This is a genomic window from Polaromonas sp. P1_F9, assembly GCF_056405615.1.
Genome location: NZ_JBFUBT010000001.1, coordinates 1,056,251 through 1,074,510 on the forward strand (window position 1 = coordinate 1,056,251; position 18,260 = coordinate 1,074,510).

5 protein-coding genes are annotated in these 18,260 nt (G+C 58.3%); all 5 read right to left on the reverse strand.

The window, feature by feature from the left end; all coding sequences use genetic code 11:
* Positions 1-9 precede the first annotated feature (9 nt).
* The 5 genes from AC1DYR_RS05005 to AC1DYR_RS05025 are packed head-to-tail and all read right to left on the reverse strand — an operon-like array spanning position 10 to position 17,961.
* A complete protein-coding gene (locus AC1DYR_RS05005; protein WP_477687979.1) occupies positions 10-198 on the reverse strand; it encodes a hypothetical protein in 189 nt (62 codons plus the stop codon).
* 17 nt (positions 199-215) lie between these two features.
* Positions 216-2,525 carry a YcaO-like family protein gene (locus AC1DYR_RS05010; RefSeq protein WP_477704088.1) on the reverse strand — a complete coding sequence of 770 codons (2,310 nt, stop codon included), beginning with the start codon at positions 2,523-2,525 and terminating at the stop codon, positions 216-218.
* A 1-nt stretch (position 2,526) separates the two neighbouring features.
* Complete coding sequence (locus tag AC1DYR_RS05015) at positions 2,527-3,534, reverse strand: hypothetical protein (protein WP_477704089.1); 1,008 nt, start codon at positions 3,532-3,534, stop codon at positions 2,527-2,529.
* Positions 3,535-3,555: 21 nt separating this feature from the next.
* On the reverse strand, positions 3,556-16,887 hold the full coding sequence (locus AC1DYR_RS05020) for a putative Ig domain-containing protein (protein ID WP_477704090.1): 13,332 nt from the start codon (positions 16,885-16,887) through the stop codon (positions 3,556-3,558).
* A gap of 15 nt (positions 16,888-16,902) precedes the next feature.
* Positions 16,903-17,961: a hypothetical protein gene (locus AC1DYR_RS05025; RefSeq protein WP_477704091.1), complete on the reverse strand. Its 1,059-nt coding sequence runs from the start codon at positions 17,959-17,961 to the stop codon at positions 16,903-16,905.
* Positions 17,962-18,260 lie beyond the last annotated feature (299 nt).

Genomic DNA, 18,260 nt, shown 5'->3' on the forward strand with positions numbered 1-18,260 from the left:
CCTGCCCGATCAGCGCTCGATGTTATCGCCACCGCCACCACAACCCAGAGGCAGGCCGACCTTGTGCGGCAAACGGACGCGTTGCACGGCGCTCCACTTGCTATGGGTGCTTAGCGTGTTACCCACGGGATTGATCTCCTGTTCACGTGACGGAACGCCCTTGGCGGTTTGAGGTTTTGGGGTCTGGTTTTTTTTCATGAAAGCTCCTGTGAAAGTTAAGGAAAGGGATGCGGGAATTTTGATCCAGGATGGACGCGAGGAACCATTCCCAAAGGTTCTCGCAGGTGACCGAAAGAAATAGGCAGCAACCCGGGGACCAGCACTTTTACCACCGAAAGTGGCGTCCGGCCCTGGTCGATAAAGCAATGCCGGGGTGTGATGTCCACCATGACCGGGCTCAGCCCACGGGCCGTAAACCGTTTGATCAGTTGCGCGGCTGTCTTGAATTGCAACGGGGCAATACGTGCGTCGGAGGCATCCGTAGCCGGGAAAAGAACATGGTCGGCGCGCCTGAAGTAGCGCTTCAAACCGTACAGCTCAAAATGATGGTCTGTTGTGGTGACCTCTGCCGGCCCGGTGATCTGCGGCTCATGGCCGTGAATCCATGCATAGACCCGGGCCTCCGTCTCATCCAGCGCGCCTTCGAGTGCCCTCCTGAAATCCGCGCTGGCCGCCGTGCCCATGGTGGTGAAGTGAAGTGTTTGGTTCTGAACCGCAACCAGGCACACATGAGCCCAGGCAGAATCCAGTTTCTGGATGACCACCTTGCAGCCAGCCTGCTCAAGCGCCCGGATGCGGCTCTGGGTTTGCAATGACAGGGACGACTGCTTTACAACATGACCGGGCGACTGGGCGAGCCAGTGCCTCATGAAGGCATCTCGTTCGATGACCTCCAGCAGGGCCCGAAAAATCGCATCATCCATCGACGTACTTGCCGCACAACCTGATGACGTCACTTGGGAAAAAGGCCGCCGCTGGATTTTTGCATGGGGCGCGAGGCTCGCGCGCGAAAACACCAGTTCGGCCAGAATTTGCACCGCTTCCCCGGACCTCATATCAACGCCGGCAGTCCACAGATGGGGCACTTCGGCATCGAAGCGTTCATACGGAAATTCCGGATCTGCGTATTGCTCGTCGGTGTATTTGACGAACTGGGCCGGATCGAGTCCGTTCGGAAAAGAGTCCAGCCGGCCCCAGGCAAGCTGGCGGGGCTCCCGAAATCCTTCGCGCTCAACGGCTTCCGCAGACGCCTTGCGAAAAGCAAGCCAGGGGTCGGCGTCCCTGCCCCAGGTGTGGGGCCTGTTGTCGTCGGACTTGACCAGCTTGGCCCGTCCCAGGTGAAAGGGCATGGCAAAGCGTGCCGAGTCACCGTCTACCCACGCGAAGTCCAGCTCCGGTGAGCGATCAATCAGGCGTATCTGTTCAGGCGTGGGCTTTGCACCAAATATCGCCGACCCCAGCACCAGCTCTCCCTGGAGCCGGCACATCTTGCCAACGATGGTTTCGTAATAACCCCCGATCGTCGCGAAACCCAGGCCGAGTTGCGATGCGCTCAGGCCGGCATTGTGCAAGCCCGCCCCCGCTTCCATAAAGAGGTACTGCAAGGAACGGTTGCGATACCGCATGGCCGCCACCCGGGTGTCCGCCGCCAGAAAAACGGCTCCGGTGGCATAGGTCAGCTCCCACGGCTTGGAAAACGCCCTTGGCATCAACTGTTGACCATCACCCAGGAGTTCCAGCGCAACCATCCCTTCATCCGGATAGCTGACGCGGTAGACACCAGGTTTGTATACACCCACATTTTTCTGCAGGGCCACAAAGACCTGCACGAGCTGCATTCCGCCGGCCGAAGCAATGGTCCGCTTGGGCGTGACATAACCGACGCGCTCATGCTTGACGCTCACCACACCCGCCACCGACCACAGCAAACCCAGCAGGGCGCGCTCGGAAATATCCTTTTCGTCAAAGGTATACGTCGACACGCGCCCGGCAAAGAAATCCCGCAATGGCTGCGCCGTCACCTTTCGGGCGTGGAGTGGAAGCTCTGCAGCGGCGGCGTCCCTGTTCCAGAGAAATCTCCGGCAGATCTGGTTCGTAATGGCCGCATCCGCAGACAGGCCAAAAGGACTGCCCTGAAACGCGTAGCGCGCTGCATGCGCACTGACCAGATTGGCATCAATCAGGGCGCCCTGATTCAGCAGGAACTCAATGAACTGCCCGAATTCCCCTGCATCAAAACTCGCAGGCAAGCGCTGCAATATCTCGGTGACGGTTCGCGTACCGTCGCACAGTTTGAATACCTGTGCCAGCATGGCCTTCGGCGCTCGCACTTCCACATCCCGCGTCGCACTGCGAACCACGAGCAGCGCTCCCTCAAGCCGGCAAGAGCCAGCCATCATGGGGGACAGCCGGTCGGGATCCATAAAGCTCGCCCTCACATCCGCGGGCGTGGCGTCATTGAGCACCCTGTTAGGCACCGACGCAGCCGTTTTGCGGGAAAGTGACGCGGCAGACTTCTCGGTCATATCAGGATTTCTTGTCTGCGCCGAACAAGGATAAAAAGACTAACGGATATCCCTCGGGGGGCAGCATCGGGTTGGAATTGATTTCCAGCCACCACACCTTGCCGGCCTCGTCGACCACTCCATCAATCGCGTAAAGCACCGGCGCCTTGAAGCGGCGAAAGCTTTCCTGTGCAGCTTTCACGCCAATCGCATCAATCTGCTGCCTGACCTGCGCATTGACGCGGCCCAGGTCGTTGTCCGACTCCGTACGAGGTGCTGTAGAGGCGTAATGGCGGCCGTAGCGGAAGTCGATCCAGACCTCGCGCCCCTCATCGAGTATCTGGGTGGGCAAGACCTGCTGGAAGGCAAGCGAAGAAAGTACGTTCCCATTGCCTCCGTCGGCACCAAGTGTTTGACCCGTGCGCGCCAGTCGCGCTTCGATCAGTGCCTGTGCGGTCGATACGCCATCGCCGACCACGGTGGGATAGGCATGAACGTGCGCATAAAAAGCCGTTGCCCCCCAGAACCAGACTTTCAGGTTGGTACCAACAATAAATTGCTCGGCAAAATCAACACCCCGATTCTGGCTCTCCGGTCCCGCATACTTGATTTTTGGCACTTCGCCAGCATCCCGGTAAGGACCCAGAATCTGGTAACCAAACGACCCCGTCGATTGCTTCACCAGGAAGCCACCTTTGGCATCGCTGATAGAGGGCCACGTTTCCGGAAAACCGAGTTCGGCCTTTTTCAGAAACTCCTTGAACACCAATTTGTCCTGCGCAAAATCCCATCGCAGGATGTCATAAGGCAACCAGCCGATGAAACCTGTCACGTTTTTAGCCAGTTCCGTCGAATAGGCCATCTGCCCATTGTTATTCAACAGAAATCTGGGTTTGAGCGTGTAGTAGCGATTACGGAGCTTCACCTCGAGGTTAAAAGTTCTGACGTCCAGGTCGACCTGGGCGTCGGAACTGTCGGCCCAGGTTTTGAGAGCCCGGAAATGATTCAGGGTAACGGGTATGTAGGACATTAATAAAGAGGAGTCTTGCGGTTACTGCCAGTTGGCGGCAATCACCGGCGCAAGCGCGGTTGAATAGTTGGAAGGCAAGGTAGTTTGCCCTGCTGCAGGCGGAGAGAAAGAAGCCATTGCACTCACCAGGTTCTGCACCTGACTGGCCAACAACGTCTTGCTTCCGTCAGTGGTTTTGAATTCTTCCACCCTGTATTGCGCGCCCAGGTACCAGTTCGAAATGATGAATTTGTCGCCTGTCCCTACGATGCTGGCCTCCAGATCGTTATTGACCTGGCGGAACCATATCTGGTCGGTGGCTACAGAAGGCATGAACTTCACAACGTCATTGTTACCCGCAGTGCTGTCGTTCTCCTGGATGGTGTCGGTATTCCCTCCTCTGCCCAGCAGATAGGTATCGTTACCGCCTCCTCCAGCCAACACATTATTGGCGCTGTTGCCGGTCAGAACATTGTTCAATGCGTTGCCGGTGCCGTTGATGGCCGCGCTGCCGGTCAGCGTCAGGTTCTCCTGGTTCGTGCCGAGCGCATAGTTGACGGAGGCATTGACCGTATCCACACCGCCCGAGTCCGACACCACTGTCTGTGCCACCACGTTGGGCACCCAGTAGGTATACGGGACCAGCACGGACACCCACTGAGGGGTGTACATCGGGCTCCCATACTCGTCATAGCCTTGGCCTGCGCTGTAAATCGGGGTTCCATATTCGTCGATGCCCACGTAGTACCGGTAGTAGCCCTGGTCGGTGTAAGCGGTCGCGTAGTGCCCCTGGTCCACATAGGTCGTGGTGCTGGTGGTCTCCACTACGCTGTCGCCAGCGTTGTCCACCACATAGATGTCGTCACCTGCGCCGCCGTTGAGCACATCCGCACCCACCCCACCGTCCAGCAGGTCGTTGCCTGTGCCTGCGTTGAGCGTGTCGTTGCCGTCCAGCCCGTACATCAGGTCTCGGGCTGCCGTGCCTGTCAGCGTCTCTGCCGAAGCGGTACCGTTGATCACATTGGCAATGTCCAGCGAGAACCCTGCCAGCACAAAGGCCCCGGCTACGTCAGTCGCCTTGATTGCCAGATTCAAGATGCCGGATGCCGTGTCGGGCGGCGTTCCGGACAGTGTGCGCGTTGACGAACTGAAGGTCAGCCATGAAGGCAACGCAGCCCCACCGGCCAGCGTTGCACTCAGAACCAAACTGTCGCCGACATCCACATCACCAAACGTACCAACAGGCAATACGTAACTGAATGCCTGGGTTTCGTTGGCTTGCTGGTTCTGCAATGGTGCCAGGACAGTGGGGGCATCATTGGTATTGGTGACCGTCACGTTGAAAACGCTGCCGATCGCGGCTCCAGCCGTGTCGGTTGCAGTTACCTTGAGCGCCAGGGTGCCGACGTCGGCATTCAGTGGCGTGCCGCTGAACGTACGGGTTGTCGCATTGAACGACAGCCATGCAGGCAACGCGGCGCCAGTGACCAGGCTGGCACCGAATGTGAGCACATCGCCAGCGTCCACATCACCAAAAGCATTCGCCGGCACCACGTAGCTGAATGCCTGGTCTTCGTTCACCTGTTGATTCTGCAAGGCGATGAGAACCGTTGGCGAATCGTTGGTGTTGGCAATCGTCACATTAAAAGCGCTACTGACTGCCGCCCCCGCCGAGTCTGTCGCGGTGACCTTGAGCGCCAGAACGCCCACATCGGCGTTCAGCGGCGTTCCGCTGAACGTGCGGGTTGCCGCATTGAATGTCAGCCATGAAGGCAACACAGCGCCATTGGCCAGGCTGGCGTTATACGTGAGGGTGTCGCCCAGGTCCACATCGCCAAACGTACCCAATGGCACGACATAACTGAAAGCCTGGTCTTCGTTCACCTGCTGGTTCTGCAGGGAAGCCACAACAGTCGGCGCATCATTGGTATTGGTCACCGTCACGTTGAAGGTTCCGCTGACAGTCGCTCCCTGCGTATCGATCACTGTCACCTCCAGGGCCAGCAGGCCCACATTGGCGTTCAGGGGCGTTCCGCTGAAGGTGCGGGTGGCGGCATTAAAGTTCAGCCAGCCCGGCAGCGCACTGCCATCGGCCAGACGGGCGCTGTAGCTCAGCACATCGCCTGCGTCCAGGTCTGCAAAGGTTCCCACCGGCAGCGTGTAGCTCCATACGGCGTCTTCCGCTGTACTCTGGCTGGCCGGTGCGGCAAACGTCGGCGCGCGGTTGCTCATCAGCAGCAGGTCGCTGGCCGTCCAGACCGTTCCGTCGGAAAACTCCACACGTTCAATGCGTTTGCCGCTGGCCACGTCCCAGTCAATCAGCACCTGGTCTGACGCACTCAAGGTCAGCACCATCTGGGTGGCCGTGCGGCTCACCGTCACATCGCCGGCGGCAATTCCTGCCTGCATGACGAGTGTGTCCACGTTGTTAGCGGTGGTGTCGGTGTCGGAGACCGTGTCCCGGCCGTAGCCGCGGGCGTAGATGTAGCGGTCGTTGCCTTGCCCACCGATCAACAGGTCGTCGCCAGCGCCGCCGTCCAGCGTGTCGGCACCGGCGCCACCATCGAGCGTGTTATTTGCGCTGTTGCCGGTCAGCACATTGTTCAATGCGTTGCCGGTGCCATTGATGGCCGCGCTGCCGGTCAGCGTCAGGTTCTCCTGGTTCACGCCCAGTGCATAGGTGACGGAGGCGTTGACCGTGTCCACACCGCCAGAGTCCGACACCACCGTCTGTGCCACCACGTTGGGCACCCAGTAGGTATACGGGACCATCACAGACACCCACTGAGGGGTGTACAGCGGATTCCCATACTCGTCATAGTTTTGGCTTGAGGTGTAATGAGGGATTCCATTTTCGTCGACGCCAATGTAGTACCGGTAGTAGCCCTGGTCGGTGTAAGCGGTCGCGTACTGCCCCTGGTCCACATAGGTCGTCGTGCTGGTGGTCTCCACCACGCTGTCAGCGGCGTTGTCCACCACATAGATGTCGTCGCCTGCGCCACCGTTGAGTACATCCGCACCGGCCCCGCCGTCCAGCAGGTCGTTGCCTGTGCCTGCGTTGAGCGTGTCGTTGCCGTCCAGACCGTACATCAGGTCTCGGGCCGACGTGCCCGTCAGTGTTTCCGCAGAAGCGGTACCGTTGATCACGTTGGTGATGTCCAGCGACAGGTTCGCCAGAACAAATGCACCGGCGCTGTCGGTTGCCTTGATCGCAAGACCAAGGACACCCGCGGCGGTATCCGGCGGTGTTCCGGAAAGGGTCCGGGTCGCCGCATTGAACGTCAACCACGAAGGCAAGGCGGATCCATTGGCCAGCACCGCACTCAGCACTAGGGTATCGCCCACATCCATGTCGGTAAAGATATTGGCCGGCACCACGTAACTAAAGGCCTGTGTTTCAGTTGCCAGTTGGCCTGACAGAGGAACAAGGACCGTCGGCGCGTCATTGGTGTTGGTGACCGTCACATTGAAGGTACCGCTGACAGTCGCTCCCTGCGTATCGATCACTGTCACCTCCAGGGCCAGCAGGCCCACATTGGCGTTCAGGGGCGTTCCGCTGAAGGTGCGGGTCGCGGCATTAAAGTTCAGCCAGCCCGGCAGCGCACTGCCATCGGCCAGACGGGCGCTGTAGCTCAGCACATCGCCTGCGTCCAGGTCTGCAAAGGTGCCTGCCGGCAGCGTGTAGCTCCATACGGCGTCTTCCGCTGTGCTCTGGTTGGCTGGTGCGGCAAACGTTGGTGCGCGGTTGCTCATCAGCAGCAGGTCGCTGGCCGTCCAGACCGTTCCGTCGGAAAACTCAACACGTTCAATGCGTTTGCCGCTGGCCACGTCCCAGTCAATCAGCACCTGGTCTGACGCACTCAAGGTCAGCACCATCTGGGTGGCCGTGCGGCTCACCGTCACATCGCTGGCGGCAATTCCTGCCTGCATGACCAGCGTGTCCACGTTGTTAGCGGTGGTGTCGGTGTCGGAGACCGTGTCCCGGCCGTAGCCGCGGGCATAAATGTAGCGGTCGTTGCCTTGCCCACCGATCAACAGGTCGTCGCCAGCGCCGCCGTCGAGTGTGTCGGCCCCTGCGCCGCCGTCCAGCGTGTTATTGGCACTATTGCCGGTCATCACGTTGTTCAATGCGTTGCCGGTGCCATTGATGGCCGCGCTGCCGGTCAGCGTCAGGTTCTCCTGGTTCGTGCCGAGCGCATAGTTGACGGAGGCATTGACCGTATCCACACCGCCCGAGTCCGACACCACCGTCTGCGCCACCACGTTGGGCACCCAGGACGTTTGTGGAACCACATTCGGCACCCAGTACGTTTGCGGCACCATCACGGACACCCATTCGGATGCGTACATTGGTTGCCCATACTCGTTATAGGCCTGAGCTGGGAGGTAAACCACGGAACCTTCGTCGATGTAGTAGTACCGGTAGTACCCCTGGTCAACGTAAGTGGTCGCGTAGTGCCCCTGATCGACGTACGTCGTGACGTACTGCCCCTGGTCCACATAGGTCGTCGTGCTGGTGGTCTCCACCACGCTGTCAGCGGCGTTGTCCACCACATAGATGTCGTCGCCTGCGCCGCCGTTGAGCACATCCGCACCCGTCCCGCCATCCAGCAGGTCGTTGCCCGTGCCTGCGTTAAGCGTGTCGTTGCCGTCCAGCCCGTACATCAGGTCTCGGGCCGCTGTGCCCGTCAGCGTCTCCGCAGAAGCGGTACCGTTGATCATGTTGCCTATATCGAGCGAGAAGCCGGTCAGCACATATGCACCCGAGCCGTCGGTTGCTTTCACTGAAATCTTCACTATCTCGTCTGCATTCGCGGGCGGGGTTCCAGAAAAGGTGCGGGTCGCCGCGTCGAAGATCAGCCACGACGGCAGGGGCGCACCATTTGATCGCGTCGCCTCCAGGGTCAGGGCATCCCCCACATCAACGTCCGCGAAAGTGTTGTTCGGCAACACGTACACAAACGGCTGGTTTTTGCCCGCCTGCTGGCTGCCCAGCGCCGTGGCTGTCGGGGCGTCATTGGTATTTATGACTGAAAACTGAACCAATGTGCTACCGATTGCACCATAGCTGTCCCTGGCATAGAGGCGCATCTCGAGTGCACCGACATCCGCGTTCTGCGGCAAACCACTGAATTTTCCGGTTGTCGCATCAAGGCTTAACCAAGCCGGCAGGGCGCCCCCATTAACGAGCGTCGCCCAATAGGTCAACCCTGCAGAACTGTTGCTGAACCAGCCGCCAGCTGATACATCTTCAAACAACTGGTCTTCTACCGCCAGCTGCAACTGATGTACCGGAGCCGACGCAGGCACAGGGGTGGAGACAATCCCCGACATGACTGCAGCCTGGTCCCAGATGGTGCCATCCACGAAACGGACGGACTCGATGCCGATGCCGCCTCCGTCCAGGCGTGCAATGGCCAGGCGATCCGTACCGTCAAGCAGATTGAAATACACATAGTTTGAATCCGCGCTGATCCAGACCTTGTCGGCTACAACACCTGGCGTGAACTGCACAACGTCGTTGCTGATGCCTGCTTCAGCGGCTTCGACCAGGATGTCCTGACCGCTGCCGAACCCAAACATATAAACATCGTCTCCCGCGCCACCTGACAGCGTATTAACCGCACTGTTGCCACTGAGCACGTTGGCGAGACTGTTTCCCCATGCATTGACTGCGGAAGTGCCCGTCAAGGTGAGGTTTTCCAGGTTGTTTGCCAGCGTGTAACTCACACTGGAGAACACCGTGTCGGTGCCTTCAAAAGCATTCTCAATGACCAGGTCGTCGAGGCTGTCCACGAGGTAACTATCGTTGCCGCCGCCACCTATCATGGTGTCGCGCCCTCCCGCGCCATCCAGCAGGTTGTCGCCCGCATTCCCTCTCAGCACATTGGCCATGCTGTTTCCATGACCTTGAATATTTCCCACACCAGTCAACGTGAGGTTTTCTACGTTGTCGCTCAAGGTGTAATTCACACTGGCTTCAATCGTGTCGATACCTTCCGCGAGTTTCTCCACCACGGTGTCGCCGAAGTTATCGACCACATACGTATCGTCGCCTTTACCGCCTGACATCGCATCCGCGCCAGCGCCGCCATCCAGGCGGTTGTTGGCCGTATTGCCAACCAGAACATTGGCCGACCCGTTGCCTGTTGCATTGATCGCCACGGCGCCCGTGAGGATGAGTTGTTCAACGTTGTCAGTCAGGGTGTAGCTCACGCTGGCCTTGACAACGTCATTACCCCATTGATTTCCCGTAAAGCCCTCATGACCATACGTGTTGAAGTAGTTGCTGCCGAGCAGGTTATCGCTGGAAATTACCCCTCCCATCTGAGCAGCCTGGCTCGCAGTCAGGCCGTTTGCAAGTTCAATGACCTGGTCGGCGGCGTTGTCCACGATGTACACATCGTCGCCGGCACCGCCGGACATCAGGTCTGTCCCTGCGCCGCCGTCAATATAGTTGTCGCCCTGATTGCCGTAGAAGGACTCGGCGGTACTGCCGCCCAGAACTTCAAGGTCTTCCTTGCCGCCCAGAATGACATTTTCAATATTCGGAATGGCCCTTATATCCACATAAGCGAGAACCGTGTCGACACCACCAGCAGCGGTCTCTATCACCTCGTCCTGGTCATTGCCAACAACGTAAACGTCGTTGCCCGCATCGCCCTGCATGCGGTCTGCACCGCTTCCGCCGTAAAGCCAGTCGTCGCCCGCTCCACCATAGAGAATGTCGGCGCCGTCTCCGCCGGACAGCAAATCGTTGCCGTCTCCACCCATGACCACGTCGTTGCCATCATCGCCATGCAGCAAGTCCGCGCCGGCGCCGCCATCGAGCCGGTCGTCGCCGGCATCGCCGTGGATCAAATCGACGCCGTCGCCTCCGCTCAGGGCGTCGTCGCCCCTCCCGCCATACAGCTTGTCATCGCCCGTTTCGCCAACCACAACGTCGTCACCGGCGTCGGCATGGACGGAATCGTCGCCCGCACCTGCAATAACGCGGTCATCACCGGATCCCGCATAAATATCGTCTGCCCCGGTTCCACCCCGCACCTTGTCGTCCCCAGCTCCCGTACTGATGAAGCCATTGCCAGTGACATCGTCTGCAGGATTGATTTCCTGCTGCTCGCTGCTGACATTGAATTTCACGTCGGCAAGTTTGGCCGTGCTGCCATCGATTCGTGTATAGCTACCAGTGCCATAGATGGTATTTCCCGCGATGGTCTGCAGAACGTTGTCGCTGGTCAGATTGATCGACGAAATACCGCGCTGGGAAAGTGTCGTCAACTCATTTGAGGTCTGAATTCCATCTTCGTTGATGTCCTGCCATACAAAAAACTTGTCCCACTGCGTATCGGCGGCCGAGAGTTTTCCATCGTTATTTGTGTCGAACGCCGCCAGACCCTCCAGGTCGGTACGGGCGCCCGCTTTGTAACCCTTAAACCGGACTTCGTCACGCGATGTGATTGAGCCGTCGTTGTTCGCGTCATAGGCAAGCAGGCCATCCAGGCCGGATGTCCAGCCCGTGCGTTCCCGAATGCCGTCGCCGGTGAAGTCATAAAAAGCCTGTGAGTCGCGCGAAGAGATGAAATGAAAGCCGTTACCGTTAAGGTCCAGCACGATGGGGGCGCCGCCCTCACCTCCTCCCTCACCTCCTCCCTCACCTCCTCCCTCACCTCCTCCCTCACCTCCTCCCTCACCTCCTCCTTCACCCGCTCCTTCCGTACCCTCGGTACCTTCCGTACCCTCAGTTCCTTCCGTACCCTCAGTTCCTTCCGTACCCTCGGTACCTTCTGTGCCCTCAGTTCCTTCCGTACCCTCAGTTCCTTCCGTACCCTCGGTACCTTCTGTGCCCTCAGTTCCTTCCGTACCTTCTGTGCCTTCGTCTCCCTCGTCTCCCTCGTCTCCCTCGTCTCCCTCGTCTCCCTCGTCGTCGCCACTGGTGGCACTGTTCGGATCGTCACCTGGCGCGCTGGGATCGTTGGCGTCAGGTCCTGGCGCCGCTGGTGCATCGACTGACTCTTGGGATTTTTCCGCACTCGTAACAGAGTCCACCGCGTCTTTTGCCGAAAGAGATGCCCGGTCGCACTGTCCCATTGCAGCATCGAGATCATTCTCATTCATGTTGGCAAGTGAAGCGTAGCAATCTACGACGCTTTCAACTGCCAGGCCTGCAAAATCACGTGCGGCTGCCAGATTCCCCACTGCAAGAGCATCCTTGGCATTCGTGGCGGCTTGTTCGGCAGCTGCAGCAAACCCCGCGGCCTGAGCGGCCGAGTTTTCTGCATTGACCTTGTCAATTTCTGCAGCCAGCATCTGCGTCTCTGCTAGCAAATCATTGAGAGCCTTTTCCGCAGCCTCCATAGCCGCAATAGAGGCGTTTAGTGCGACGTCAGACCCCTCGCTTTCATCCGTATGACTCCATGAAGGAGGTTCAGGGTTTTCAATCACCACTTTCAACTGCGAGCTCGCGCCGCCGGCATCGGTCACCTGGACTACAAACGCATCGTCCAGGCCCGTGCCGCCGGTGTGGACATAACTCCAAGCTCCCGTCTGCGAATCCAGCGTCAAAGTACCAAAACGCGTGGTGTGGGCCAGCTGATAGGTCAATGTGCTGGCCGCCGTTTCCGCATCGGTCGCCTTTACGATACCGCGGTATTTGTCTTGCACATACGCCGCTTGCCACTGGGTCGTTTGTCCGGAGCCGGTGTTGCTCACGTACATATTGCCATCCTTGAACCCGATCAGCGATTCTCCGGCGGTGCCGAGAAGCGCCAGTCCGGTGGCGTCTGTCAGCGCCGCGCCCAGCACCAGGTTCTCAGGGAGGCCATAAACAACCATCTGGCCTGGCCCCTGAGCTGTCGCGGACATGTCATCCCATGTGGCAGCCCGCGTATAGGCGGCGTTGGTGATGACAGGGTTGTCGTTAACGGCCGCCACGTTCACCTGTGCGGTCGCCTGGCTGCTGCGCCCTTGCCCGTCCACCACGGTATAGCTGAAACTCGCCATTCCATTGAAGTTGGCCGTGGGGTTGAAAGTAATGGTGTCGCTGTTCTGGTCAAAGCTCACGCTGCCGCCCACCGCAGTACCGACGGAACTGATGCTCAGCGCGCCGGTGAGCCCACCACGATCGTTGTCCAGCAACTGCGCTGCGCTGACTTTGATGGCAGTGTCTTCCAGCCCATCCATGAGTTCGTCAACTGCCGACACGGTGCCGTCGGCACTGGTGTGTGTGTGTGCCGCGCGCACGGCCGCATCCGCGCTCTGCCCATAATCCGCCAGCGCACCGGCCAAAAGGCTAACCTCACCTGTTTCCTGTATCACCATCAGGCTATTGCCCAGGTTCTGGGTGATGAACCCTGCCGAATCGGCGTTCAGGCCGGTCGCCTGCATGCCATGGCTGGCGCCACCCATCACAAACTGCCCTGTGCCGATGTTCAGCTCAGTGATGCCTTTGGCACTCAGACTGGCCAGCTCGTAGGTTTGCGCGATCCCGTCATGGTTGATGTCTTGCCAGACCCTGAGGTAATTGAAAGCGTAATCACTGCTAGTGATTTTGTTGTCGCCATCGGCATCGATAGCCTGGAGCACATTCAGGCCTCGCACAGCCGTATTGACCTGAGCGTCGTTGAACATCTCTGCCCCGCCGCTGATTTGCCCGTCACCGTTTTTATCGATCACCAGAATGCCGTCACGCGGGTTGATCCAGTCGGTCTCTTCCGCAAAGCCGTCGTCATCGACGTCCACCATAACGCTGCCGCCCTGCGCGCGAGTCGTCACACTGATGCCGTTGCCATCAAGATCCAGAACAATGGGGCGAACCGTCTGGCTGCTGGATGCAGTGACACCACCTGGGTTACCCGTCGCCGCATTGCCAGGGTCGGTAGCCAGCCACTGGCCCTGGGCCCTGGCGCGCTGTTCGGCATTCAGGCCGGCCAGAGCGTCGCCGCGGTTCGCCTGGGCATAAGCGGTCTGGCTTTCCCAGTCACGCACCACAGCGGAATCACCTTGCAGGTTCCCCATGGCAATTTCAATGAATTGCTGGCCCATGCTTTTGTAGAAGTCATCAGAGTTGGCGACTTCGGCAACATCGCTGGAGCCAATGAAATCCCCGTCCACGCTGAACACCCTGGAATGCACGGCACCGGACTGGCTGTCTCTCCAGCTCATGTTGAATGTGCCACCGCCGTTTTCATAGCCGGTAAAGTGAAGCCATGGCAACCGGCTGGCAATAATGCCCCAGTCTCCCTCGGGCATATAAGCGTTGACGACCGTTTGAAGGCCCGCCAGAAGGTTGCTCATGGCGCTCATGACCGGGCTTCCGCCACCGTCGGCTCCTTGCGCGGTCAGAAGCGCATGTACGTTCCGGCCATCGGCATTGGCGCTAAAGACTGCATCGCCGGAAATCTCGACATCGTCGTCGTCAAAGAGAGAGGTAAATATCTGAATCCCTGCGATAACCCATCCGACCGGTCCGGCCCAAGCGTACCCGAGCGATTCGAGAATGGCCAGACTGGCTGTGACCATGCCCACTTCGTCACCCTTGGAGATAGCGTTAATCAGGTTCAGGTAAGGCAGGCCTTTCGCGATACCGTCGATCACTGCGGTCATGCCATCAAACTGACCGATCAACTCCTGCGCAGCTTCGTCACCCAGATCAATGGCTTCACGCGCGGCGGCTACGCTGCCAAACTGGCTGCTAATCTGCCTGCCCAGCAGACCCCTGACGCCCTCCACTGCATATTTGACAAATCCTGCGCCACTGGCAAGGGCTCCCAATTCATCACCACGGGCCAAGGCATTCCTGAACCCGTCAAGGCTCGCCACCACATTGATGCCGCCGGCAATACCGTTCAATTCGACGTTCTGTGAAGCCGAACTCGCGGCCAGATTAAAGACCACCACGGCAATCGGAAGCGGCTGGCCGCCCTTCAGGGCCGCCAGCAGGCTTTGTATCTGTGTTAGCGCGCCGCCAAAGCGCTGAGCCTCGGCGGTTTGGTACCAGGCGGTCTCCTGGCCAGGCTGATTGCTCGCACCTTCCACGGGAGCGATACCCGTTGGATTTTCAAGGTCGTGAGCGTAAACAAGCTGAATGAGCTCGCCAGTGCCCCGCCCCAACAAAATGTCGTGGGCGTTGATGTTGGCGTCTTGCACGGCGGCGTTGAACATTGCGTCGTTCACAGGAAGTTGACCATTGATGGAATTAACGCGTACCACGTCAATGGTTCCTGCATCACTCACTTCGAGAGCTAGTACAACGTTTTCTCCATTCACCGTCGCCAACATTTCAAGCGGCTCAGTCACATTGGCCTTGATATAGCTATGCACTCCGGCCCAGGCCTGACCGGGCGACACCACCGCAAAGCCGGCGTCGGTCAAAACAACTTTCTCGTCGCTTCCCAGATTGACTTTTTGCCCCGCGATATCCGTCAGCTGACGCTGCCCTGTAGCCGGGTCGTAGCGCTCCCACGCACCGGCGCCCACCGACCGATAAAACTCACCGGCCGCATCGCTGGTATAGACATTCCCATCAAACTGAACGGATGCGGCTTTGACCAGTGCGAAGCCATTTGGCAAAGATAGAGACACGGTATCGCCATTTGCTGCTTGATCGCGAAGTTGATCGAGCAACTCTTGCGTACGAAAACTGGCTTGGGGGTCAAGATTGGCCAATCGTTCGCGCATGGCCGCAGGGCTTGAAACCACTTCACCGGTTCCACTGTGAAGCAACCCGTGCTGAAGCGAAATAGCGTACATCTCGCCGTCCAGCAATATCTGCTGTCCATTGCGATAGACCATTCCATCTGCTATGGGCCGAAACCCTTCTCCGATGACCTTACCGGTTTTATTGTCATAAAACAGCACGTCGTAGCCGTTTCCGTCTGCGCGCGGCGTGTCAATCTCAGCGGGGTTGTTGCCCACGCCCTGCCGGTATTGGCCATCGGCGGGCATGCTGACCTCCACCCCATTGGCAAAGCGGATCTTGAACGGATCGCCTGGGTTACCCGCCACCGCCATCGACCGAGCCTCCTCCGCAGGTAAGGCTGTGCTCAAGATCGCACCGTTGGTACCAGAAGCAACGGAACCCTGAGACGCGCCGCCAATGATTTTGGTACCATCGCCTCCCGGGGTAAGACCTAAGCCCAGAAATCGGCTGATACGCGTCGTGTTGCCGTCCGTGCCATTTATTGTGCCGTTGCTATTGACAAAGTCCAACGTATTGCCCGGCAGATTGTGCATACCAGCCAACAAACCTTCACGAGTAATTGTCACACCCGCGATGGTTTTACCTTCGGCGAGGTCGAGATTGCTGCGCACTATCCACGCGGCGTTGTAGGCATTGAGACGGCGCAACGCATCGTCCTGCGCCGCTGGCGAGTTCAAAAAGTCCGCAGTGCTGTTAACTCCCTGTGAGACGGCATAGGCTGTCCAGTTACCGCTGGCGTCCTTGTAACCGGCGGACTGGAAGGACTCAGGTCCGAACGAATAGCGTCCCACATACTTGCCGGATGGCTTGGTCAAACCATACCCATAATTGAAAGTATCGGGGTTGTCCCATTTGCCATATGACTCAACCGTGGCCAGCCGTGTCTTGTACAAATCAAACTGCGCATCGGTCATGGTAAAGCGGTCGATGCGTTCCTGCTTGCTCAAGCCACTCAGGTCAACCACCACCGTTGGCGTAGCGAACACGCTGCGCTGGTCGGTACGGTCCTGGTAGTTGAAGTCGAAGTCCTTGGGCAGCGGTAGCGTGGGACTCGACACCCATCCGACAGTTCCGTCCCGGGCTATACCGTCCGCCCTGTATTGCTTGACGGCTGCCACCTCATCCGCAATGCGCAACTGCAGGCGCTCCTCGGCAATCACCGCATTGCCGTTTTGTTGCCATTCGGCTTTGGGGCGAACCGTACCGAGGTAGGGTTTGCCGCCTCCGATCATTCCACTTACCAAATTGAAGTCCAATGGCTGGATGCCCGTGCTTCCCGCCTGAAAGACCTTACCGCTTTCCGTGCTTGTATTCCATTCCGCAACAATGCCCACGTGCCCGGCGAAATAGACCATATCGCCCACTTTAATATCGCTGGTATTGACCTGGGTGTAATACTTGTCCGCACCTTTCTCCAGAACTCCGGCGCTCTTCATCACGGTTTTCGTGGGGGCGTAGGGGATGTTGTAGCCATTCTCCAGAAGCCAGCGCTCTTGCAGGCCGGAGCAGTCAATGCCCAGACCTATTTGTCCGCTGTAAGCGGTTAGCCCACCCGGAAGATCTTTGCCCCATTGGTTCAGATAAATAGCGTTACCAAAATTCTTCCCGGATTCGGTGTGATAGACATAGCCTTGCTCGTAACGCGCTTTAAATTGGGCGATAGTAATGGTCATGACAATTCCTGAAGTTTATTTTGCGAAAACGGGTGGGCTTGATATTGAGGCAGGAGGCGTCGACAAAGGCGGTGTGCCGGAATCGAAAACCCGGTTCTTTCGGATTTGGTCTGGAACAATGGGTTGCACCGACGCGCGATTGATTTCCCGCAGGTCGCATGGCCATTGCCATAACTGGCCATCCACAAAGGCTGCGTTGCACTCCTCGGGTTTTCCATCGGTTTGCCAGATACGCTCAACGCTACCTTGCTGCGGAGAAACAAAAGGGCAGACATACTTAGCACCGTCGTACTGACGGTGCTCAACAACGCGACAAATGGAGTCCCCATCTGCCCAAGCGGTGACCTGCCCATCCACCAACAGGCCATAGGCGGCATCATGAAAAGCAATCACGTCCCGGTACGCGGGAAATCCGAATATCGGCATCACGGTGAAATCAAGCACTGGCACATGATTTTTCTGCTCCTTGGGCAGCGCGTGCCAAAACTCACTACCGTCGTGCGTACCCCAGGTAAACACCTGCCGCGAACGAGTCAACGCCACCACCCAAGTCTCGCCCGCGGCCACTTTCACTACGTCCTTAAAGCCAGTTATCTGCTTCCATTGCCCTTTGGTATCGAGCATGTGACGAGGGCCTTTGGGACGACAGTCGGGGCTCACCGAGCACTCATGAACGCGGTAGTCCCAAATCACACCGCGTATCCAAACCGTGCCGTCGGTCTTGCTGACCACTACCATATTGGCGTCGTGTGAGCGCTGCATCAGACTGGAGCAATTCAACACCGACTGGGCCACCGTCTGCACATCCGCGATATCTTTGACGAGTGTGCGTTTGCCCGTCTGTGTTTCGTGCCGCCAAAGCTGCTGATTCAGCATTTCGTAGATGACAGGTCTTTGCTTGGGCGCTTCCGCCTCGGGAACACATGACTGTGCATGGCAGATGCCCGAAAAAAGCAACCCGCCGACAAGAAGAATTGCGGGATATCCCGCCTTTTTAAATTTGCTCTGAACAGCGTTGCATAGGCGGCTCCAGTTGGATCGCGTACCAGTCTGTGAGGTCAAAGTGTTTATCATGATGTTCTCCTGTGCCCAGCATTCCAGCCAGGCCGCGATTAGCGCACTGCACGAACTCAACATAGCGACGACAATGAAGCCGACGGGAAGTGAATTAGTCGGTAGCTCATGCCGCGCCCCTCTTGTACGCATCGTTAGCTGTCATTTCAGAGCAGTTGTTGTAGTCGCCCTCACGTGGGCCGGCAGACGTGAATCTCTCCTATGCAGCCGCCTCTGGATTGCAGACTGAATCCCCATAACTTGAATATCCAACCGTCGAAGGCAGTTTTTAGACTCATCATCAATGAACTCATCGCAGA